The following is a 23128-nucleotide window of genomic DNA, read 5'->3' as shown; positions in this document are numbered from 1 at the left end:
AATGTTAGAATAGTTTGTGTACACAGTAATCTACTAAAGCGATTCTTCCTTGAAAAAATCTAAAGGTTAAATGTATAATATTTCCTGCATTATCCTCAAGGCTTAAGGATTTATTTAACTCAAAATCACAGGGCTGCGGTATTCCTCCTTCGATCGCAATGTTGTCCGCATATAACGCATACTTTTTATCGCTGGTTAAAATCGGTTCTATTTTTCCAGCCATCATTGGCAGTTGGCCGGATTTATTAATCACTAAGGATCCAAATCCTTCTGTTTTCTCAATAGTAACCTCAATATCCTCTTTGGGATTCATATTCGGGAACAATACCGCTGGATACTCTGGATGAGCAATCAAAACCGTATATAGTTTTCGGGTTCTAATCAATACATGTGCAATTCCGTTCTCGTCTGAGTTGCCCTCCAAATAAGTGGAATTACCCGCCACCAATACCACTTTTGCATTCTTGACCGGGATCCCTGACTTGTCGGCGATCTTTATTGAAAAGATAAAAGGCTTTGGACTGATCATGGTAGAGAGTTTCGACCATCTTCTCCTAAAAAAAGTTTGATCCTTTTTTATTTTTTTTTCGATAAGAATGGCTAATTCCTCCGGAGTTTTGGACTGAAGACTTACATAGCCCACTGTTTTCAGAATGCCGGGAATTTCGGTATCATCAAACCTAGCCGGTAAGATGTACTCTCGACTCTCCTGAAACGCACGTGCTTGCATCGAAACCCTCTCATGATTGGTCCATAGTTTTTCGTTATAAAAATTAGAAATAAACATCACCGTATATCTCGCTTTATTTTGATAAATATCTGAGAGGTACTCATATAAATTTTTACCCCACAGACTTGCCTCTTCAAAAGCATCATAAAACACTTTGATTCCTTTCTCTTTCAGGCTATTTGCAACTTCATCTACATATACCCTATTCTCTCCCGCAAAGGAGAGTGCCACATCATACTCATAGCTTTTATTCTTCATCACTGACTATTTTTTTAAACCTAAACCTATCCGTTTTTTTATCAAAAACCTTCTATACAAAATTACTTTCTTTATTTGGAATATTTCCAATTTTACTAGGAAAAATTCCAACAAAAGTTTTACTTTTAAACCGTAAAAAACCATACTTATGAAACCAAAAAAACATATCAAAGGACGAGGTGCTCAAGAAAAAGTACACAATCGATTTTCAGAAAATCACTATGAAATACGAGATGACTTTCTTAATTACTGTATTACTCAAGGAGAACCTGTAAACAAGTTTACCACAACCTATATTGAAACTTTTCCAAAAACAATCGTGAACAAAGTAACCAGTCCCGATGTTGGCATGGCCTATTCATTGAATCCTTATCAAGGATGTGAGCATGGGTGCGTTTATTGCTATGCACGAAACAGTCATGAATATTGGGGATATGGAGCAGGAATCGATTTTGAAAGTAAAATTCTAATAAAAAAAAATGCGCCAGAGCTTCTAGAGCAAAAATTAAAAAGCAAACGCTGGGACGCTTGCCCTATCTCCCTTTCTGGAAACACCGATTGCTATCAACCTGTCGAGAAAAAATTAAAGATCACGAGACAATTGTTGCAACTATTTCTGAAATACAAACACCCTGTAGGTATCATTACAAAAAATGCACTTATCCAAAGAGATATGGATATCTTGGCTGAACTTGCCAAAGACAACCTGGTGGTGGTATTTTTATCTATCACTTCTTTACAAGAAGAAACCCGAAGAATATTAGAGCCTCGTACAGCTAGCATAAAAAAACGATTAGAAACCCTTGAAAAACTAACTGCTATAGGAGTTCCCACCAATGTCATGATGGCTCCTATAATTCCTTCGATCAACAGCCATGAAATTCTACCGCTTACCCGCGAAATCGCAAAAAGAGGTGCAAAGAGCGTTGGATATACGGTTGTTCGGCTCAATGGAGCCATTGGTCAGATATTTACTTCATGGCTGGAGAACACTTTACCTGATCGAAAAGACAAGATTTTACATCAAATCATGCAGTGTCATGAAGGAAATTTAAACGACAGTCAATTTGGAAGAAGGATGTCTGGCAGCGGTAAAATAGCAGATCAAATCCATCAACTTTTTGCATTAGCACGAAAAAAGTATTTCCCAAAAAACGAAAGAATTCAATTGAATTGTGAATTGCACGCTCATCATAAAGATGGACAATTGAAATTATTCTAGAACAATTATCTATCTATACTTTTGATTTATAAACATATACAATATTCATTTTATATTTTCTTTATTTTCTATTGGACGATAGTATGAAAATTTTGTATTTTTGGGCAACCAATTTAACGAAACACAAATAATTCATTTCCCAACCAAAACAACAACAATGAAAAGGAATTCAGTACCCCAAAAAATGACTTCTTAAGCACTCGATATTTCGAATTCTTATTGCATTCATGCACCAGGTAATTGTTATGTACTAACACTATTACTTGAATTTACGATCTATACTCACGGATTTTTTTCCGTAGAATTTCAATAGCTATTTCTTCCCCTACAAATAGGTAAAGACATTGTTCTTTCCCAAAAGTATTGATTTAAGAATCGGTTCACACTGTTTCTTGAGCAATAACCCCTGTTGGTATCAACTACTAACAACCAATTACTAAATAATCTTAAAACCTAAACACATGAAACGTATTTTTACATTTCTTGTCATTTCATTTTTGACAATCCCTTTTTTTGCCCAAACACAAAAACACAAACCAAATCAACAAGTCCTTCACGCCAAAGCTCTTGGTAAGGAGTTCAAAGAAATTTCTCTTTTTGAAGTAACCACTGGAAAAACGAAAACCAAACTACCCAAAGAATTCAAAAAATTTTCCATCCTTACGTTGAAGTCTGAGGCCATGAAAAGCTTTGAACAATCAACACCAGATGCTATTCACTTTTCTTTACCCAGCAAACATTCTTCTATGCTTCTAGAATTGGTGAAGGTAGAACTAACTACAGATGATTTTTCTATAATAGAAATGCCATCAGGTAAAGTCATTAAACCTAATACAACACTTGTTCATTATCGAGGTATTGTAAAGAACAGTCCAAATTCTATTGCCGCAATAACCATTAGTAATGGTGAAATTTCTGGAATCATTAGTTTAGAAGATGAAGTTGGGAATTTAGTTCTTGGAAAATTGGATGATAGTATAGCGCATATTCTTTACGAAGACAAAGATATTAGTCATTTGAATGACTTTGCTTGTCAAACTAAAGATGTTCAAAACAAATCCCCAGAGGATGATCACACAAAACAAGAACCATCAGCTAATCGCACCAAATGTCCAGAGATTTTCTTTGATATTGCCAATGATATTGTTCGGGACAAAGGAGGATCCCAAGGGGCTTCCAATTACATCCAATCTATCTTTAATCAAGTAGCCATTCTGTATAACAATGAGGACGTCAACCTGAAAATCTCAGGGATCAGAGCTTGGACTTCTGTAGCACCTTTTAATAATCTTGATAATTACCGCAGTTACCGCAACCAAAATGGATTTAATGGCGATCTAGGTCATTTCGTAACCTACAACTATTCTGGGGGAGTAGCCTGGTTAAATGCTTTATGCGGATCGTATCGCTATGGGTTATCTGGGATTAATCGAAGCTATGATAACGTTCCTAGATATTCCTGGACCGTATCTGTAATCGCACACGAACTAGGTCATAATTTTGGATCAAATCATACGCACTCTTGTGTATGGAATGGTAACAACACCGCTATCGATGGTTGTTACAACACCGAGGGAAGTTGTAGTCGACCTGGAGTACCATCAAACGGAGGAACAATCATGAGTTATTGTCATTTAACGAGTGTTGGCACGAACCTCAACAAAGGCTTTGGATCACAACCTGGTAATGTCATCCGTAGAACTATAAGCAGAGCCAGTTGCGTAGGCACTTGCGAAGGTGGAGGCAGTGATGAAGTAAGCTGTGCTGGGGTCGAAGAATGGTCTGGCAATGTCAATTACACTGCCGGAGATAAAGTAACATACCAAGGTCGACTATTTGAGAGAACAGCAAACAACAGCTGGAATGACTTAGGGCAATGTAGTGATGATCCCTGTTTTGAAGTACCACAGTGGTCCTCGAATACCACATATAACCCAGGGGATTTGGTTGTCTATCAAGGCAATCTGTTTAGAAGAAACGATAACAACGGTTGGGATAGCTTGGGTTCTTGTGAGAATAACAATGATCCTTGTTTTGGCATAGCCCCATGGTCTGAGGGTACCAACTACGGTGCAGGGGATCAGGTCGTTTATCAAGGTAACCTTTTTGAATGGAATGGAAGCGAATGGATAGAACTTGCTGCATGTGCGGGATCTTTGGCTTCGTTACCAGGAACAGTATCTTTCATCGACGATCAGGATGACATTATCATTTATCCAAATCCTGCCAAGGAATACATTCATATAGAAGTACAAAATGTAAACCATCCCAATGCACTGGTAATCATCAAAAACCTTCAGGGCAACGATGTGCTTCATAAAAAAATAAACACTGTTTTTCCTGTTCGAAGAATTAAAGAAACCCTGTCGTTACAATCACTTGCTAGCGGAATTTACTTCGTAAAAGTGATGTACGGCAATAACCAATTTACCAAGAAAATTACCGTAAACTAAATCACCAATAATTGCACTACAAGGGCATGTTTGGTAATACATGCCCTTTGTATTGCTTTCAAACACACATCAACATGACACAACTCAAAACACCAATTCTAGAGCACAAAAAAGTGCTTCTGCTGATCATTTTTTTGATCAATTCGATCAACTATCAAGGGTATTCTCAAGAATTATTTGAACTCATGCAGGAGGAAGATATCAAAGTGAATAGACTTGAACGCTTAGGAAATAAATATTACAAAAACCGGGACAAAGGAAAAGGTAGCGGTTATAAACTTTATATGCGAAACTTATATTGGGCCAAGAGAAATCAAAATGCCAATGGCCGTATCATTAGCAATCGAAAAGTGGTAGACGAGTCCAATAAATTTCGAAAACTCTGGAGCCAAAATGCTAGCCCTGATCTAAAAAACAACACCAAAAACAACGGATGGCAAGAGCTTGGCCCTTTCAGCTGGACACGTACAAGAAGTTGGTCGCCCGGATTAGGAAGAATCGTATCGATAGCAGTCGAACCTGCTAACCAACAAATCATTTATGCTGGATCTCCTGGTGGTGGTATCTGGAAATCAGTAGACGCAGGACAAAGTTGGGAACCCAAAGGTGATCAAATGGTCAATATGTCTATCTGGGCCATTGCTATTGATCCCAACAACACCAATGTGGTATACCTGGGTAACGGAGCCGGACAAATTATGAAATCTACAAATGCCGGAAACTCCTGGTCAGAGATTTATCAGGTAAATGGAGTACCTCGTACGATTCTTATCAGTCCCGCTGGTAGTCGTATTTTTATCGGAACGACCAAATCTTTATACCGCTCAACTAATGGGGGAAGTTCCTTTAGTCGAGTATTGAATGACCGGGCAGAAGATGTAAAGTTCAAACCAGGAAATACTAATGTTGTTTACTCTTGTGGGACTAGTTTTTATCGATCTACTAATGGAGGAGGTTCTTTCAGCAGAATAACAAGTGGAATTGTTTCTTCAGAACGAATGAAAATGGCAGTCACTCCTGCCAATCCTAATGCCGTCTATTTGGTACAAAAAAGAAGAAGTAGCTTTGGGTATTTGTACAGATCATTGGACGGAGGATCTAGTTTTAGTATACGATCAAGCTACAATACAGTTTCTACAAATCAGGTGTATTTCACACAGGCATCCAGAGATATGGCGATTGCTGTATCAGACACCAATGCAAACGAAGTACATGTGGGTGGTATGAACTATTCTCGTTCATTGAATGGAGGTTCTAGCTTCACTACCCTTGCTGCCTGGAATCAGCCCAATGACAGATCTTATGTACATGCCGATATTGAAGTCATTGACTATATCAACGGAACCTTATACATAGGAACCGATGGTGGAGTTTTTAGAAGTCGCGATCGGGGCGATAATACTACTGATTTGACCCAGGGAGGACTAGCTGTGCGACAATACTACCGAATCGGAAACTCCGTTACTGATCCCAATATGATTGTTGGAGGAGCCCAGGACAATGGTACTAATATCATGAGCGGATCTAATCGGCAATTTAAAGAATGGTTAGGAGCCGATGGGATGGAATGCTTTGTAGATCATAAAAACAGTAACGTGGTGTATGGTACAACCCAATTCGGAAACTTATACAAAAGTACCGACAAAGGAAACAGTATCGGTAGCATCAGTAAGCCGGGAGATTTTAGCGGAGAATGGGTTACTCCTTTTATGAATGACCCTATTGACAATAAAATGATCTATGTTGGTTATCGAAATTTGTACCGAAGCAATGACGGTGGAAGAAGAGGCAGTTGGAGAAATATAACCAGCAATATCAATCTACCAGGCAATTTGGATGAAATGGCTATCGCTGCTTCAAACAATAACTACATCTATATCGCTGAGGAAGGGCGCGTATGGAGAACCAAAAACGGCCAAAGCAACACCCCAACATGGACAGAAGTAAGCAATTTCAGAGGAGATGTCAATTTTATAGCCGTAGATCCTAATAATCCTGAACGTGTAGCTATTGCCGCAACAGGATCAAGAGTATATGTATCCAATAATGCAGGAAATTCCTGGACCAATATCAGAGGAAATCTGCCTAACATTTCTGCTCAATGTCTGGTGTTTGATGATACTTCTGCCAACGGGTTGTATGTAGGTATGCAATCTGGTGTGTATTATACCAATGATAACTTAAGCTCTTGGGTGCCTTTCTCTACCAATTTACCAGGAGTACAAACGACCGATCTTGAAATTCACTATCCAACTAGAAAACTTCGTTTGGCGACCTACGGTCGCGGGATATGGGAGTCTGATCTGTATAATGAGCAAACCAATCCCGACGATATCAATCCACCGAGCGATCTGACTGCTCAAATTACCGAAAAGGACGTTACCTTGAACTGGAAAGATAATTCTACTAACGAAAATGGATTTACCATCCAGAGAAATGATGGATCCGGTTTTGAGCGTATTGATTTCGTGAGTAGAGGAGTACAAACCTATGAGGATAAAAACTTAGAAAACGGTAACTATTCTTACCGGGTTAGAGCCTATGACAGTGATAGCTATTCTGATTTTTCCAATACTACCGAAGTGGTAATAGGCGATACCAATCCTCCCAATGTTCTGGATAATTGCACAGGGTGTACCGTATACGATACCAATAGTGAAGAAACCGGAAATGCGGATCACGCCAAACAAAGAGCTGCCGATGGTGATCCTAATACCTATTGGCACACCAACTGGTATGACGACAACAGCTCACACCCTCACTTTATTGCCATCGATTTTGGAGAACAAAGAGAACTGGTAGGATTCTCTTATTTAGGTCGCCAGCAAGGCACTACAGGAATGGTAAAAGATTACATTTTATTTGGATGGGATGGCTCCAGCTGGCAACAACTCTCTACGGGATCTTTTCAAAAATCTACGTTGAAACAAAGCGTAGAGCTCAATAACTTTAGTTGTCGTTATGTTTACTTTAGGGCACTTTCTGAAGTCGATGGGAAACGATGGGCTTCAGTGGCAGAATTAAGTTTCAAATACCTGGCCCCATCCGCCAGGAACTTTGTTGCCAACAAGCAATCTGAAAGCACCCCGCCTCCTGTTGTTGACCTGCAGGATTTTGATGGGATCATAGTATATCCTGTTCCTTTCAGAGATCACCTTACTGTGAAAGGAATTACATCAAAAAAAGAAGTGCGTTCCATACAATTGATCGGAAACAATGGCGTTGTACAACCGATTAAAGTGGAAGTCACAGAACAAGGCATACAACTAGACGCACACGCACTCTCTAAAGGGTTCTATATTCTAAGAATCCAAAAAGACGGAGTAGAAAAAAGTGTAAAAGTCTTTAAACAATAAACTTAACCAACTTCGCTATATTAGACTGAAGCAAAAAGCCGGAAGATATTGGTTCTTCCGGCTTTTGTATTTGAAATGTATTTTAGGCTTCGCCTTTCCATTCCTGATAGAACTGAGAAAGGTATTGCTCCATAAACGCATGGCGTTGTTCTGCTATTCTTTTTCCAGCCTTGGTATTCATCCGATCTTTGAGCAACAGTAGCTTTTCATAAAAATGATTGATAGTAGGTGCTGTAGAGTTTTTATACTCTTCTTTGGTCATATTCAAATTAGGCTCGATTTCTGGATCATAAAGGGCTCTGTTCTTGAATCCGCCGTAATTAAAACACCTTGCAATTCCTACCGCTCCAATGGCATCTAATCGGTCTGCATCTTGCACAACGGCTAATTCTGGAGAAGTGAACTTTTGCGTTGTATTTCCACCTTTAAAAGAAATGTTTTCGATAATGGCTACAACATGGTTTACTAGATCTTCTGCAACTCCTAATTCAAAAAGAAACTCACTTGCAACTTTGGGTCCAATAGTTTCATCTCCATTATGAAACTTAGAATCGGCAATATCATGCAGCAATGCTCCTAAAGCAACTACAAAAGTATCAACATCTTCTTCTTTGGAAATCAACAGCGCATTTTTATACACTCTTTCTATATGAAACCAATCATGTCCTCCCTCTGCTCCTGCGAGCGTATCTTTTACAAAAATGATGGTTTTCGAAACAATTTCTTCATTAGTCATTGTGACTGCCATTTACTTCACCACTGCAGGTTCCACCCATTTGAATTGAAACACATCTTGTGGAATTACCAATCGTTCATTGATTCGTTGCATTCTGGCTGGTAATTTCATTACAAAATCACGAGCTCTCTCAGCTTCATCGGTAAGATCTAATAACTTATCGATCTCCCACTTATCAATGAGTCGTTGCATAATATCTATATAATCCTGAGAAGTATATACTCCCAATCGCTGAGCTGCATAAGAAAATTCTTCAAAAGCAGATCCTATGCTCTCTCCAGATTCTCTAAGAAAATGTGCTGGCATGACAATTTTCTTTTTCATCATGTCACTAAAAGCAAGCATCATCTGACTCGGATCTACTTCAAAAATATTCTTTACAAACTCGCTATACGCGTTAAAATGCCTCATTTCATCTCCGGCAATAATCTTACACATTTTTGCCAAAGACTTGTTCGAATATTGTTTAGCCATTTTTGCCACACGGTTGTGCGAAATATATGTTGCTAATTCCTGAAAACTGGTATATACAAAATTCTTATAGGGATCCTGATCGGTTCCGATATCAAAACCATCATTGATCAAGTGTTGCGTGGTGCGTTCTACTTCTCTCATGTTCACACGTCCTGACAAATACAAATATTTGTTCAAGGTATCCCCATGACGATTCTCTTCGCTGGTCCAAAAGCGCGTCCATCTCGACCATCCGTTTCCTCCTTCTTGCTGATTGATCCCTTCTACATCCATCAACCAGGATTCGTAGGTTGGTAATGCTTCTTCGGTAATGGTATCTCCTACCAGTACCACCCAAAAATCATAAGGAAGTTCTTTGGCCAACTCTCTTAGTTCTTTCACCTCATCAAAAAAAGTATCCTCATTTTGGGAATCCGGTAAAAAATCAGTGGGTTGCCACACCTGATCTATCGGGATCAGGAATTTTTCGATAAATGCATCTATCTTCTTTTCCAACAGTTGCATTACTTCTAATCTAATATTGTCTAAAGCCATTACATTAAGTGTATTATGTTCTTACTCCTTGGGTTACTCGTTCTTCTGCAGTTGCAATTACCTCTGCAACATTTTTGCGATCTACTGGGAGGGGTTCATGAACATCCAGGGTTAGGTGAATGCCAACTCCCATAGGGAAATTTCCAAATCGCACCAGTTTCCAACTGTTGTTGATCGTTACAGGAACCACCAACGCCTCTGGTGCATGTTTAAATAATATTTTGAGTCCAGTCTCAGCAAATTTCTTTGGTTTCCCAGTTCTGCTGCGGGTTCCTTCAGGAAAAATAACCGCGGCAAATTTATTTTCTGCCACAAACTTGGCAAATCTCGTTAATTCTGGAATCGATTGTTTTGGATTTTTTCTGTCGATCAATGCATTACCCCCATGACGAAGGTTAAATGAAATACTAGGGATTCCTTTACCCAATTCTATTTTAGAAATGAACTTGGTTTTGTGAGCTCTCATAAACCAAATGATCAAAGGAATGTCGAACATGCTTTGATGATTCGAAACAATGATTTTTTCTTTATCCTTGGGTAGATTTTGCTTGTTACGATAGCTAAATCTTACTCCCAAAATCATCAAACAACCTAAAAGGCATAAATTCATAAGGTTTACCATTCTTCGGTGAGCTCTAGGGCCAATACGAACAGCAATCCATTGTAGTGGATGAAACACCACCAAAGTAAGCCCGAAAAAGAGGTAAAACAATACGCTTAACGGATAAGACAGTATCTTTTTGATCAATTCCATTTTTATTATTGTGTGAATGCCTAAAGACCATTACTTGTATCTGTTAGGACGGTGCAATGTCTGATATTATTTTTAGTTGAGCAACTGTTTAACAGACTAAATTACCGTGTCCAAAAAATAAAAAAACCGCCCTGCATGACAGAGCGGTTTTTAATCCTATTTCGTATGGTATTTTTAGCAATGCTCGTTGTATGCGTCCATTAAGTTTTCTGCAATCATTTCTGCAGGTCTTCCTTCGATATGGTGACGCTCTAACATGTGCACCAATTCTCCATTTTTAAATAATGCCATAGAAGGAGAAGATGGTGGAAATGGAACCATAAATCCTCTGGCTTTGTCTGTTGCTTCTCTATCTACACCCGCAAATACAGTCACCAGATTATCTGGTTTTTTATCATTATTTAAAGAAGCTTTTGCTCCCGGACGCGCATTTGCTGCAGCACAACCACAAACAGAATTTACAACTACCAATGTTGTCCCTTCTTTTGCCATTGCCGTCTCTACCGCCTCTACTGTGTGTAATTCTTCAAAACCAATATTGGTCAAATCTTCGCGCATTGGTTTTACTAAATCTGCTGGATACATATTTCTTTTTATTTTTTTGTTTACATTTTCATACAAAGGTACAAATTATGTACCACATACGGTTACCTGACATGTAGTCGGTAATTGATCAATTCCCCAACAATATTCCTTGATAATGAGTAACAAAAAATCATAAGTGTTGACCAATATTGTAATAGAATAAATCAGGTTTTAGATAATTAGGATTATCTTTACCGCTCAAAAATTGCAACGGAATGATCAAATGGCTTGCCACCTTATTAGGGTATATATTTTTTAGGTTTCCCGGAGCCGTTCTTGGATTTATATTAGGAAGCCTTTTGGATACGACCTCTATTGGTAAAGGTGATTTCAAAACGGTTTTTTCTGATCAACCTAAAGTCACCCCCGCCGATTTCGAGTTGAATCTTTTATCCCTGTCCTCTATCGTGATCAAGGCAGACGGAAGGGTCAATCAAACCGAATTGGATTATGTGCGCCTCTATTTTGTAAGTGCCTATGGGAAAGAACGAGCCAATGCCACCTTTAGAACATTTAATGAAATCATTAAAAAAAGGGAGGTGTCTGCTCCGCGAATATGCATGTATATTAATCAGCATACTCGCTATCCTTCGCGATTACAAATTCTTCATTTTTTATTTGGTATAGCCAATGCCGATGGTAGTATAAGCTCTTCTGAAGCTTCGGAAATACAAAAAATAGCTGGTTTCTTAAGAATCAATGTTCGGGATTTTGAAAGTATCAAAGCCATGTTTTTCAAAACAGGAGATCATGCGTATAAGATTCTTGAAATCGAAAAAACAGCAACTGACTCTGAAGTAAAAAAAGCCTACAGAACCATGGCCAAAAAGTATCATCCCGACAAATTACAGCATATGGATGAAGTGTATAAGAAAGGTGCCGAAGAAAAATTCAGAGAGGTTCAAAAAGCGTATGACTCCATCAAAAAAGAACGTGGTATTAGTTAGATGTTAAAACAGTCTTCTCCATAAGGCTTTCAAAAACAATAAATTTGGCAAGCTGGTTGTAATTTTAATTTCTTCCCAAAGGGTAGTTTCCTCATCCAAAAATTTTAGAATTTTACGACTGTCATTTTTCCTAAATAATATGGAGAACAATCGGTGTCCGAAGTCGTTATTTTTGTACAACACATCCAAAAACAATAAATCGTAATACCAAAATCGAGTTCTTTTTTCAAATTTTGATAGATCTGTATTGCCTTTAATGTATGCTACCAATCGTTTTGTTTTTTTCGAAGAAATCGCAAAGGTATATCCAGTACTTGCTTTGGTCCATCCCCCTGCTGTACCCATGTGGATGATATTGGTACTATTGAATTTTTTGAATTCATACGAAGTCATCGGGATGCATCCCTTTTCTTTTTCTACAATTTGATAGTTCTTGATTCCTTTACTTTCCAAATAGCTTACAATAGCTTCTTCGTACTCTTTTTCTTCTAACAAATCTTCAGAAAACAGGGTGTATTCAAAAAGGGCTTCTCGTTTTGAAGTGGGCAGCACATACATAAACCGGGTATTCCCTTTTTGATCCACAGTAAAGTCCATAAAAGTGGCTTCCTGATCATCAAAAATATCTGTTTCGGTTTTAATAAACCAGCCCAAAAAATGTTGATTCAACAAAGGAAACTGCTGTTGCTTTTTATACGCATCGGATAGAATAACGCTATTGAATACTTTACCTGCCTGATAGGTGGTCTGATCTGTAACAACTTCTGCATAAGATCCTTTTTCATTCAATGCAACAAGGGTCTCTTTGGCAATGCTTACATTGGTTTTTGAAGCTATTTTTTTTAAGATAAAATCATAGAAATCCTTCCCTTGAATCATTTTGTATTGATACGGCAAAATAGCTGTGTGTTCTTTGTAGGTAGTACTTCCGAAATAGATATTATCCCACCTTTTGTGCAATATAGCATCCCAATCTCCATCCGTGAGGTCCCAATAACACCAGGTACGATCATTTTGATCTTTGGAAACTTTATCGATCAGTAATATGGAATGATCATCGAAGTAAGGGTCAGATACTAACCTATAGGCAAACATAAGGCCAGACGCTCCCATACCCGTAATGATGTAATCATATTTTTGCATTCAGAACAATATGAAAATGGAAAAGAAGACCAATATAGCAATAAAAATATGTACCGAGATCGTGAAACGAAACATGTTCACCATTTTTTGAAATAAGAACTGAACAATACATGCCGTTACCAACCAACCCACATAATTTTGAAATGGAGCAATTCCTCCTTCAAATTCCCAAAAATCAAATCTAGGTGCTGAGAACTCCATGACCACATCCAGCAATACCATAATTATTGCTCCCAATGCTGACGAAACCAAAATAGGATCAACAATTTTCTTTGCTAAAGCGGCACAACAAAACGTTAAGATAGCCCAATTCACCCCAATCATCCAAGGTACACCATACACTTTTGGGCCTAGGTTCTTACCATACTCGTATGTTCCGAAAATCAATCCGGTATTGACACCAATTATTTCGGCAATCATACCAATACCAAAAGGAATACACAATGCATATATCAATTTCCGATTGAAATCAGCATTCCAAAGAATTAAAAAGAGGTATATCAGCAAATGCAGCCAGGTTAGGGATAAAAACCAGGATTCATACCCCATAAGAATTCCTAAAATCCCGGAGATAGTAAACAACCAAACAACAACAATGGAATATATGAGCTTTCTTTTGGGGGCCATTTTCTATTATTTTTTAGTGTCTTTTGAAATGAGCTCTGCAACTATCTTCCCGGATAACAAGCACAAGGGAATCCCTCCTCCTGGGTGCACGCTACCACCACAGAAATACAGTTTCTTGATCTGTTGAGAAAAGTTAGGGTGCCTTAAAAAAGCTGCATATTTATTATTACTAGACGAGCCATACAAAGATCCTTGATAGGACTGTGTTCTTTCTTCGATAGTACGTGGATCCAAAATAGACTCGGTCTCGATGATTTGCTCAATATCTCTTTGCAAAATTCTGGAGAGTTTTTGCAAAATGTTTTTTTTGGCCGTTGTGATGATACCATCCCAATCTTGTCCCTGATTGCCAGGAACATTAATCATTACAAACCAATTTTCGCACCCCTCTGGTGCATCATTGGGCTCATTTTTTGAGGTAATATTAATGTATATAGTTGGGTCGTTACCAACTTCTTTCCTCGTGAAAATACAATCGAACTCTTCTTTGTAATTTTCGCTAAAAAATATATTGTGAAGATCCAATTCTGGAAATGTTCCTTTGATTCCCCAATAAAATATTAATGCCGAACTCGATCGTGGTTGTTGTAATGTTTTTTCAGGAGCTTTACAATCAGGAAGTAACTTTCGATATGTAGGAACTATATCCATATTAGAAACTACTACATCAGCATCAATACGTTTCTCCCCAACAAAAACTCCTTCTGCACTATTATTTGCAACAGCTATTTGCGTGACCTTTGCATTGAAATTAAAGACCACTCCCAAGTCTTGGGCCAGACGATATAGACTATGAGCTATGCTATACATTCCTCCTTCTGGAAAAAAGGTACCATAGTATTGTTCCAAATGCGGGATCATAGACATGATTCCGGGAGTTTTATATGGATTAGACCCATTGTAGGTGGCAAAACGATCAAAAAACTGAACCAATCGGCGATCCTTAAATTTTTTTGAATTCACTTTATGCAGCGTTGCACCTATATCCAGCTGTCCAACATTGGTTATTGCTTTTATCGTATCTGATGACAAATAGGTGTTTAATTTATGGAGAGATTTCTCAAGAAATAAAGATGATGTTAGATCAAATTTCTTTTTACTACTATCAAAATAATCTTTGATAGTTTGAGCTTCGACCTCAAAAGCTTCGGCGGCAGACATTGCAAATTTATCAATATCGGCATGTGCCGTAAATCGGGTATCATCCTCATAGAAGTAGTTACAAACTGTCTCTTTTTTTACATAAGAGAAATATGCCGACATGGGTTTGCTGGATATCGTAAATAATTCTTCTATAAACTGAGGCATTGTAAACAAAGAAGGACCACAATCAAAACGATAACCTTTTTCTCGAATTTCTGCCAATTTACCTCCTGCACTTGGATTGGTTTCGAAAACCTCGACATCAAAATTTGCACTTTGCAGTCGAATTGCTGTTGCCAAACCAGCAATGCCAGCACCTATTATTATCGCTTTTTCTCTTTCCATAAATTTATGACGATCACTCAAAATTCCGTAATATTAGGATCTTTTACCGCATAGGCATTTCATTTTTTATATATCTTTAACACGTGTTGTAGCTGTTATGATCAAATCCATTATTTTTCCGTTAATAATCCTACTATTTCAGGTATCGTTATCCGCACAAGATTCGACTAACACCGAATCTCCAAAAATCATTAGTAAACTGAAGTTAGGATCTACGATCGAATTCGACTCAAAGAGCATCAAATTTGTAAAAGTTATTGAAGATTCAAGATGTCCAACAGGAGTATCTTGTATGTGGGAAGGGCAGGCAAAAGTGCAGATTGAAATCTATGAAAATGAAAAGCTACTAGAAACGAAGGAATTGATTTTTGGCAAGACGAACATTAACCCTAAAAAACAAGAGTTAGTAATGACCAAGGGGGACAAAACGGTTTATGGATATACAATTAGTCCATATCCCGTCAATCAACAACCTATCCCCGAAGAAAACTATTATCTGGAATTGATCATCAAATAAACAGCTAAACAATAATGTTGCCAACCCATTTATTATTCGCACCCTATGATTTCTAATACTGGAAAGGCTCATATTGCCTTATTAAGTGTAAATATTGTTTATGGTGCCAATTATTTAATCGCCAAAGGGTTGATGCCTAATAAAATGGAAGCCTCTGCATTGGTATTTCTTCGTATAGCAGGAGCTGGACTTTTATTTTTTATTCTGAAAACATTTATCAAAGAATCTGTAGATCGAAAAGATATTCCCAGACTTGCGCTATGTGGTTTTTTGGGAGTAGCTACCAATCAGTACTTCTCGATGAATGGTTTAAGCCTTACCTCTCCAGTAGATGCTGCTATAATAATTACTGCCATGCCTATTTACACGGTGATTATAAGCCGGTTTTTACTAAAAGAACCTTTTACCTCTAGACGTGTGCTCGGGATTACTATTGGAGGACTAGGAGCCATATTGCTTATCTACTTAGGAAATTCTGGGTTAGGGACCGGTTCGATTAAAGGAAATATTTTTATTGCCATCAACGCCTTGGCTTTTGCTTTTTATCTAGTCATTGTAAAACCCATGATGTCTAAATACAAACCCGTTACCGTGATCATTTGGACCTTTTTATTTGGGTTTATATTCATGTTTCCGTTGTGCATTTCTCCCTTATTAAACACTGACTTTGCTGCTTTTGAATTTACCAATTGGATATCGCTAATCTATGTTGTCGTTGGGCCCACCTTTCTTGCCTATTTACTCAATATGTTTGCATTACAGTATGTAAAACCAACGGTATCCAGCAGTTATATTTATGTGCAACCTGCAGTGGCTATGATTTTGGTTGCGCTGGTTTCGTATTTGGTAATAGATAGCCAGTACCAAGGAGATATTACCATCTCAAAATTACTTTGTTGTATTCTTATTTTTATGGGAGTCTACTTGATTAGCAGTGGTCCTTTACCTTGGAAAAGAAAGTCTAAAACTTAATGGCAGCCACAACCTCCATCACCACATGCTCCTTTGTCCTTTTTCTTTGCTGAGGACCAGGAAGGTTTCCAAAAGAATTTTTTGATCAAAAATCCTACTGCGACCGCAAATACCAGAAGTACTAATATGTTTTGGATTATAATATTCATACAAAATAGGTCGTATAAAGATACGAAACCTTAAGTGATTTATTTTAAAATTTGATACGCAATCAATGCTACCACATAGGCCAATCCGCTCATAAAAAACAGCTGAATAGTAGGCCATCTCCAACCGTTGGTTTCTCTTTTTACGATAGCCAACGTACTCATACATTGCATGGCAAAAGCATAAAACAGTAACAGGGATATTCCACTTGCAAAATTAAATACGGGTCTTCCTGTTTTTTCATGTACTTCGGCTGCCATTCGGTTTTTGATGGTTTCTTCTTCATCGCTCCCTACGCTGTAGATCGTAGCCAACGTACCTACAAACACTTCTCTAGCAGCAAAAGAACTTATGATTCCAATTCCTATTTTCCAGTCATATCCCAAAGGAGCAACGATAGGTTCTATCCCTTTTCCGGCATACCCAATAAACGAATGCTCTAATTTGTAAGACACGATTTCATTTTCAAGTTCTTCTCCAGAAAGATCACTATGAGTAGCAGTAACAATCTCTTCGGCTTGATCAAATTTATCATTTGGACCAAAGCTTGCCAATACCCACAAAATAATCGAGATCGCCAAGATGATTTTTCCTGCACCAAATACAAATGCTTTGGTTTTTTCGATCACATTGATCATTACATTTTTAAACAATGGCACTTTGTACCCTGGCATTTCGATCACGAAATACGATTTGCTTTTTATTTTGAGCACTTTATTCAGTATCCAGGCTGCTCCTACAGCAGCACCAAAACCTAAAAAATAAAGGAACATCAAGGTAAGACTTTGATATCCAAAAATCCATCCTACTTTTTCGTCTGGGATTACTAATGCGATAATGATTAAATACACAGGTAATCTGGCAGAACAAGTGGTAAACGGCACTACCAAGATCGTTATGAGTCGCTCTTTCCAACTTTCTATATTTCGGGTAGCCATTACTGCAGGAATTGCACATGCCGTTCCCGATACTAAGGGCACTACACTTTTTCCGCTTAATCCAAATTTGCGCATTCCTCTATCCATCAAAAACACCACCCGACTCATGTAACCGCTTTCTTCGAGAATCGAGATAAATAGAAACAAAAACGCAATCTGCGGAATAAAAATCACGATTCCTCCTAACCCAGGTATGATCCCATCGGTAATCAGATCCACAAATGGTCCTGCTGGTAATGCGGATTTGGTAGCCTCACTAAGCCATGCAAAAGCTTCATCAATCAAATCCATGGGATAAGACGACCAGTCATAAATGGCTTGAAAAATCAATAATAGAATACCGAAGAAAATAAAATAGCCCCAGAATTTATGAGTAAGTATTCTGTCTAATCGTTCTCTAAGTCCGGTGGCCGCTTTTTCGTCTACAGTAACTCCTTGTTTGAGTACATTATTGATAAACTGGTAACGTTTGATCGTTTCTTTTTGCTGTAGTCGTTTGAGTTCACTTTCAGATTTAATCTGAAAATCCGGAGAGATATCCAATTCTTGTTTATCTACTTTTCTGAAATTGACATCCTGAGTAATCACCAACCAAAGTTTGTACAAAGACTGGTTAGGGAACGCTTGTTGTAATCTTTCAAAATAATCTGGCGCAAAAGTAAGCGCATCTACACAAGGGGATTTGGGCAAAGATGCATAGGATTCGATCATCTTTTTGAGCTCATCGATTCCTTGCTTTTTTCTGGCACTTACCAAAGCTATTTTGGTATTCAATTCTTTTTCCAGTCTTGGGATATCCAGAGAAATTCCTCTTCGCTGCATACGATCGGCCATATTGATTACCAAAATGGTGGGAATTTCCAAATCTTTGATCTGTGTAAACAGTAATAGGTTTCTTTTTAGGTTTTCGACATCGGTAACCACTACGGCCACATCTGGAAAATCTTTATCCTTTTTGTTGAGTAACAACTCAATCACTACATTTTCGTCTAGCGACGATGCATTCAAGCTATAAGTACCCGGTAAGTCCAGAATATGGGCTTTTACTCCTCTGGAAAGTTTACAAATCCCTTCTTTTTTTTCTACCGTTATCCCGGGATAATTTCCTACCTGTTGATTGAGTCCTGTAAGTAAATTAAAAACCGAAGTTTTTCCTGTATTTGGGTTTCCTATTAGTGAAACTTTAATCTGCTTAGCCATAAAAAGAAACTACCTTTATAAAATTTGAACTTCGATTTCTGCCGCCACTTCTCTGCGGATTGCAAGGTGACTGCCATTGATATTGAGATACATTGGACAACTAAAAGGAGCCGTTTGTAGTAACTGTACCTCGTTACCTGGAAGACATCCCATTTCTAATAATTTTAACGGTATCACATCGGTGGGAATCTCCTTAATCAAGGCTCGCTGACCTTTCTTAAGATGGGCAATAGTAGTCTTCAAAAGCTTATTTAGATTAATTTTAAACTAGGCAAAAGTACGGAAAAAAACCTAGTGCAAATGCTAAATTCTTCAAAATAAAGGGGAGAAAGTGGCCTATTCTGAGGGGTTTTCTTGCTTTAATACCTCAATATCTTCGATCAAGCGATCAATTTCTTCAGGATTGGTACCATCATAAAACCCTCGTATGCGTTTCTTTTTATCTACCAATACAAAATTCTCGGTATGTACCATATCATAAGGACCACCATCGCCATCTGATTTGGCCGCCAAATACGATTTGCGAGCCAGGTCGTAGATCTGTTTTTTATCTCCTGTTACCAGGTTCCATTTGCTATCGTCTACTCCTTTTTCGATAGCGTATTTTTTTAATCGAGCTACGCTGTCAATTTTGGGAGTGACACTATGCGATAATAACAATACTTCCTGATCATCTTTAAGTCGATCCTGAATCTCTTTCATATGCCCGGTCATAATTGGACAAATAGTTTGGCAGGTGGTAAAGAAAAAATCAGCTACATAAATACGATCTTTATAATCCTCCTGAGTAATTGTTTTTCCGTTTTGATTGGTCAATTTGAAATCGGCAATCTTATGATATTTACGTACATATTGCACCGTACTATCTACCAGTTCGGTATTCACCATCTCTGGAGCATATACCTGCAGGATTCTTTTGGGTTTAAGAATGGTATAAATGATACTAATGATAATTGCAGATAGTATGAAGAGTACTACGGCAAAAAACTTATACTTTGAAAAAAACTGAAGCATACTCATTTTTCTGGCTGCAAAAATACGAGGATTATCCTGTATTTGTAGTCTCTTTTTCATTAAAAAAATACTAAATCTGGTGATATCGAGGGTAGTTTTTTTTTATATACCTCTTAAAAGGTTACTTTTGCGTGATTAAATTTTGAATACGACCTAATGAGTCCATTTTTTGTAAAAGCCATTCAGTTACTACTGAGTTTATCGATCCTAATCGTTTTGCACGAGCTAGGGCATTTTATACCTGCCAAATTATTTAAAACCCGAGTAGAGAAATTTTTCCTCTTTTTTGATGTGAAATTTGCGCTCTTCAAGAAAAAAATTGGTGAGACCGTTTATGGTATCGGTTGGTTGCCTTTGGGAGGATATGTAAAGATTGCCGGGATGATCGATGAGAGTATGGACAAAGAGCAAATGGCTGGACCACCTCAACCTTGGGAGTTTAGATCCAAACCGGCTTGGCAACGATTGATCATTATGCTAGGTGGAGTTACTGTAAATATCATCCTTGGATTTTTGATCTATATGGCCATCATTTTTACATGGGGTACCAATCATGTAGGATTTGATGACTTACCACAAGGATTTGCCGTAGCAGATTCGTTTAAAGAGTTAGGATTCAAAGATGGGGATCGCGTGATGGAAGTAAATGGCGAAACGCTGGAAGATGTGATCCAGATCAACCATTATCTGTTTATGAGAGATGTAGAAAACATCACCGTAATGCACCAAAATGGACAAAAAGAAACATTGTCTATTCCAGAAGATATCGGAACAACCATGTTTGAATCTGGAGTACTACGCCCATTCTCTCCTATTGCAGAGCCTGTATTAGATAGTGTGGTAGCAGATACTCCGGCGCATAAAGCAGGATTATTAAAAGGAGATCGCATCCTAAGCCTAAATGATCAAAACGTAGTCTATTGGAACGATTTTAATCGATTGAAAAGAGCAGATACTACTAATTCGGCATTAAAGATAACCTATCTAAGAAACGGAGCAGAACAAACCATAATGGTGACTCCAAACGAAGATGGTGTGGTTGGGGTATATCCCAAAGCAAATTTTGAAATCCAGAAAAGACAATACTCCTTTACAGAAAGTATCTCCGCAGGTTTTGATTTCGGATATTGGACGCTGCACGACTATATCGCTCAGTTTAAATATGTATTTACGAAAAAAGGAGCTAGTCAGGTAGGTGGTTTTGGAGCTATCGGAAATCTTTTCCCTGATGCCTGGAACTGGAAAGCCTTTTGGGGTACTACCGCTTTTATTTCTATTATTTTGGCTTTTATGAACATCTTACCGATTCCTGCATTGGATGGTGGACATGTGATGTTTTTACTGTATGAAATTATTGCAGGAAGAAAACCAAATGATAAATTTATGGAGTACGCCCAACTTGTTGGTTTTATTATTCTTATCGCCTTATTATTATTTGCAAACGGAAATGATATCTATAGAGCGATCACAGGAAAATAATAAAAATTAAAAAAATCTTTTTGAGAATCAAAAATTAGTATATATTTGCACTCGCAAAAGAGAAATACTAAGTATCTTTGCAAACATAAATTCCTCCTTAGCTCAGTTGGTTAGAGCATTTGACTGTTAATCAAAGGGTCCTTGGTTCGAGCCCAAGAGGGGGAGCTTAATACTTAAAGAGTTACGATGTTATTTCGTAACTCTTTTTTGTTTTCAGCCTGTTTTCATCAAAATTTGCTTGCATTTTGCTTGCATTTCGTGGTACTTGATGAATTAATACGAACTATTATATCATATTTTTAAGTAAGATTCATTATCGAATTGTTTTTTAACCAATTCGTCCTGATCTAGCAATCTAAATTTTAAAGCTTTGGATCTTAATAGAATGTTTTCTAAGTTAATACTACCCAAAATGTTATTAATTTGGTCATGGTCCGTTTGCCTCCATAATATATTATCGGGGTTTTGCTTGGTCTGTCTAATAGGGATCCGATCATTTATTTTTATAAGATTTTAGTAATGATAAAAACCTGTTATAACTAACTTCTTGTTTAATCCTTTTTGATCATTATCCTCAAGATAAATTTATAAATAGCCCTAACAAAAAAATCACTACAAAAAGTTTAACATTGTTTTCATACTAATGAATTGTATAACCAGGCGTCTTGTAAATTCACTTTCATTAATTATCTTTAGTAATAATAGAAAACTCCTAAATAATATTGAATAAATTAATTTTACTCCTCTTTACAATTCTATGTTACTCCTTGTCTGCTCAAAATCAAGCCGAAATTATAGGTGAAAGTTGGGAGATATCGAATGGAACCCTTCAACTCGGTAAAAAACAGTCTGATTCTCTTGCTATTAAATATTGGAACTACCTAAATAATCTACTCCCCTCCAAATTACTAAAGAGATATGTAACTCGTTTGATACTTTTTACTGATGGTGCCGAAGAAGTATTGGGCGAAATAGCTCCTCTAAATAACATCAACACCAAGTGGAGTGTTGCAATCGATACCATAGACTTTAAATTTGAAATTAAAGATTCTACATACATACAAGATTATACCCACACATTGATTCACGAATTTGGTCATTTGCTAACTCTTAATCCTGAACAGGTAGAAATAACCGATGATGACTATCAAGATGATGAAAAAGGCTATCTTACCTCGGAAGGTTATGCCAAAAAAAACAGCTACCTAGGGGAGTTTGTAAGTACTTTTTGGAATGCTGATTTTCTAAAAGAATGGGATAAGATCGACAACATTAAAAATGAAAATAGAAAAGTTAGAAGATTACAGCGTTTTTATTTTCATAACAAAAACCAATTCTTATCAGATTATGCCTCAGAAAGCCCAGAAGAAGATATTGCCGAGTCTTGGACATTTTTTGTTCTAAGTGATAAACCGTCGAAATTTGGAAAAATTAAACTTAAGAAGATTCTCTTTTTTTACAAGTTCCCTGAACTTATTCAACTAAGAAGCGAAATTCGATCCAAAATCAGTTTGATCCCAATTGATTATGTCAACAATTACAAATAATATTTCT

20 protein-coding genes and 1 tRNA gene are annotated in these 23128 nt (G+C 37.5%); 9 read left to right on the top strand and 12 right to left on the bottom strand.

Annotated elements, in window-relative coordinates; all coding sequences use genetic code 11:
* Positions 1-4 precede the first annotated feature (4 nt).
* Positions 5-988, bottom strand: a complete 984-nt coding sequence (locus BUE24_RS19840) for a toll/interleukin-1 receptor domain-containing protein (protein WP_073320121.1) — start codon at positions 986-988, stop codon at positions 5-7.
* A 148-nt stretch (positions 989-1136) separates the two neighbouring features.
* Between BUE24_RS19840 and BUE24_RS19835 the strand changes: the two genes are divergently transcribed.
* The 3 genes from BUE24_RS19835 (at position 1137) to BUE24_RS19825 (ending at position 8019) form a co-directional block, all read left to right on the top strand.
* Positions 1137-2210 carry a PA0069 family radical SAM protein gene (locus BUE24_RS19835; RefSeq protein ID WP_073320118.1) on the top strand — a complete coding sequence of 358 codons (1074 nt, stop codon included), beginning with the start codon at positions 1137-1139 and terminating at the stop codon, positions 2208-2210.
* 461 nt (positions 2211-2671) lie between these two features.
* Positions 2672-4663, top strand: coding sequence for a M12 family metallo-peptidase (locus BUE24_RS19830; protein WP_073320115.1), 1992 nt, complete (start codon positions 2672-2674; stop codon positions 4661-4663).
* Positions 4664-4737: 74 nt separating this feature from the next.
* On the top strand, positions 4738-8019 hold the full coding sequence (locus tag BUE24_RS19825; protein ID WP_073320112.1) for a discoidin domain-containing protein: 3282 nt from the start codon (positions 4738-4740) through the stop codon (positions 8017-8019).
* An 82-nt stretch (positions 8020-8101) separates the two neighbouring features.
* Here BUE24_RS19825 and BUE24_RS19820 read toward each other — a convergent pair whose 3' ends face one another.
* The 4 genes from BUE24_RS19820 to BUE24_RS19805 all read right to left on the bottom strand — a co-directional run bounded on the left by BUE24_RS19820 (position 8102) and on the right by BUE24_RS19805 (position 11102).
* Positions 8102-8755: an HD domain-containing protein gene (locus tag BUE24_RS19820; protein WP_073320294.1), complete on the bottom strand. Its 654-nt coding sequence runs from the start codon at positions 8753-8755 to the stop codon at positions 8102-8104.
* Between the two features lie 12 nt (positions 8756-8767).
* Complete coding sequence (locus tag BUE24_RS19815; RefSeq protein WP_073320109.1) at positions 8768-9763, bottom strand: acyl-ACP desaturase; 996 nt, start codon at positions 9761-9763, stop codon at positions 8768-8770.
* A gap of 13 nt (positions 9764-9776) precedes the next feature.
* Complete coding sequence (locus BUE24_RS19810; RefSeq protein ID WP_342039432.1) at positions 9777-10517, bottom strand: lysophospholipid acyltransferase family protein; 741 nt, start codon at positions 10515-10517, stop codon at positions 9777-9779.
* A gap of 174 nt (positions 10518-10691) precedes the next feature.
* Entirely contained in the window at positions 10692-11102 is a 411-nt protein-coding gene (locus BUE24_RS19805; protein WP_073320105.1) for a BrxA/BrxB family bacilliredoxin, read from the bottom strand.
* A 215-nt stretch (positions 11103-11317) separates the two neighbouring features.
* Here BUE24_RS19805 and BUE24_RS19800 point away from each other — a divergent pair, with 215 nt between their 5' ends.
* Positions 11318-12049 (top strand): TerB family tellurite resistance protein, encoded by a 732-nt coding sequence (locus BUE24_RS19800; RefSeq protein ID WP_073320102.1) that lies wholly within the window; start codon positions 11318-11320, stop codon positions 12047-12049.
* A 3-nt stretch (positions 12050-12052) separates the two neighbouring features.
* On the opposite strand, the gene BUE24_RS19795 is transcribed toward BUE24_RS19800, so the two are convergent.
* Genes BUE24_RS19795 through crtD form a run of 3 tightly spaced genes read right to left on the bottom strand, consistent with a single transcriptional unit; the run spans position 12053 to position 15307 of the window.
* Entirely contained in the window at positions 12053-13192 is a 1140-nt protein-coding gene (locus BUE24_RS19795; protein WP_073320099.1) for a lycopene cyclase family protein, read from the bottom strand.
* The gene (locus BUE24_RS19790) at positions 13193-13819 is read right to left on the bottom strand and encodes a carotenoid biosynthesis protein (protein ID WP_073320096.1); all 627 of its coding nucleotides are present in this window, start codon (positions 13817-13819) and stop codon (positions 13193-13195) included.
* Positions 13820-13825: 6 nt separating this feature from the next.
* Positions 13826-15307, bottom strand: coding sequence for a 1-hydroxycarotenoid 3,4-desaturase CrtD (gene crtD / locus BUE24_RS19785; RefSeq protein WP_073320093.1), 1482 nt, complete (start codon positions 15305-15307; stop codon positions 13826-13828).
* Positions 15308-15404: 97 nt separating this feature from the next.
* On the opposite strand from crtD, the gene BUE24_RS19780 reads away from it, so the two are divergent.
* Both BUE24_RS19780 and BUE24_RS19775 read left to right on the top strand, forming a co-directional pair.
* Complete coding sequence (locus tag BUE24_RS19780) at positions 15405-15824, top strand: hypothetical protein (protein ID WP_073320088.1); 420 nt, start codon at positions 15405-15407, stop codon at positions 15822-15824.
* Between the two features lie 45 nt (positions 15825-15869).
* Positions 15870-16796 carry a DMT family transporter gene (locus BUE24_RS19775; RefSeq protein ID WP_073320085.1) on the top strand — a complete coding sequence of 309 codons (927 nt, stop codon included), beginning with the start codon at positions 15870-15872 and terminating at the stop codon, positions 16794-16796.
* Here the strand turns inward: BUE24_RS19775 and BUE24_RS24090 are convergent.
* The 4 genes from BUE24_RS24090 to BUE24_RS19760 all read right to left on the bottom strand — a co-directional run bounded on the left by BUE24_RS24090 (position 16793) and on the right by BUE24_RS19760 (position 20095).
* On the bottom strand, positions 16793-16945 hold the full coding sequence (locus BUE24_RS24090) for a hypothetical protein (RefSeq protein WP_170864645.1): 153 nt from the start codon (positions 16943-16945) through the stop codon (positions 16793-16795). The genes BUE24_RS19775 and BUE24_RS24090 overlap by 4 nt on opposite strands.
* Before the next feature lie 39 nt (positions 16946-16984).
* Positions 16985-19081 (bottom strand): ferrous iron transport protein B, encoded by a 2097-nt coding sequence (gene feoB / locus BUE24_RS19770; RefSeq protein ID WP_073320082.1) that lies wholly within the window; start codon positions 19079-19081, stop codon positions 16985-16987.
* 15 nt (positions 19082-19096) lie between these two features.
* The gene (locus BUE24_RS19765; RefSeq protein ID WP_073320079.1) at positions 19097-19324 is read right to left on the bottom strand and encodes a FeoA family protein; all 228 of its coding nucleotides are present in this window, start codon (positions 19322-19324) and stop codon (positions 19097-19099) included.
* A gap of 93 nt (positions 19325-19417) precedes the next feature.
* Positions 19418-20095 carry an SCO family protein gene (locus BUE24_RS19760; protein WP_073320289.1) on the bottom strand — a complete coding sequence of 226 codons (678 nt, stop codon included), beginning with the start codon at positions 20093-20095 and terminating at the stop codon, positions 19418-19420.
* A gap of 156 nt (positions 20096-20251) precedes the next feature.
* Between BUE24_RS19760 and rseP the strand changes: the two genes are divergently transcribed.
* From rseP to BUE24_RS19745, 3 genes are all read left to right on the top strand, one after another.
* On the top strand, positions 20252-21574 hold the full coding sequence (gene rseP / locus BUE24_RS19755; protein ID WP_073320076.1) for an RIP metalloprotease RseP: 1323 nt from the start codon (positions 20252-20254) through the stop codon (positions 21572-21574).
* Between the two features lie 91 nt (positions 21575-21665).
* Positions 21666-21739, top strand: a tRNA-Asn gene (locus BUE24_RS19750).
* A gap of 557 nt (positions 21740-22296) precedes the next feature.
* Positions 22297-23121 (top strand): putative zinc-binding metallopeptidase, encoded by an 825-nt coding sequence (locus BUE24_RS19745; protein ID WP_170864644.1) that lies wholly within the window; start codon positions 22297-22299, stop codon positions 23119-23121.
* The last annotated feature ends 7 nt before the right edge of the window (positions 23122-23128 follow it).

The organism is Aquimarina spongiae, from assembly GCF_900141785.1.
Lineage (GTDB): Bacteria > Bacteroidota > Bacteroidia > Flavobacteriales > Flavobacteriaceae > Aquimarina > Aquimarina spongiae.
The sequence above is the reverse complement of the archived record's forward strand: the minus strand, read 5'-3'. Positions and strand labels throughout refer to the sequence as shown.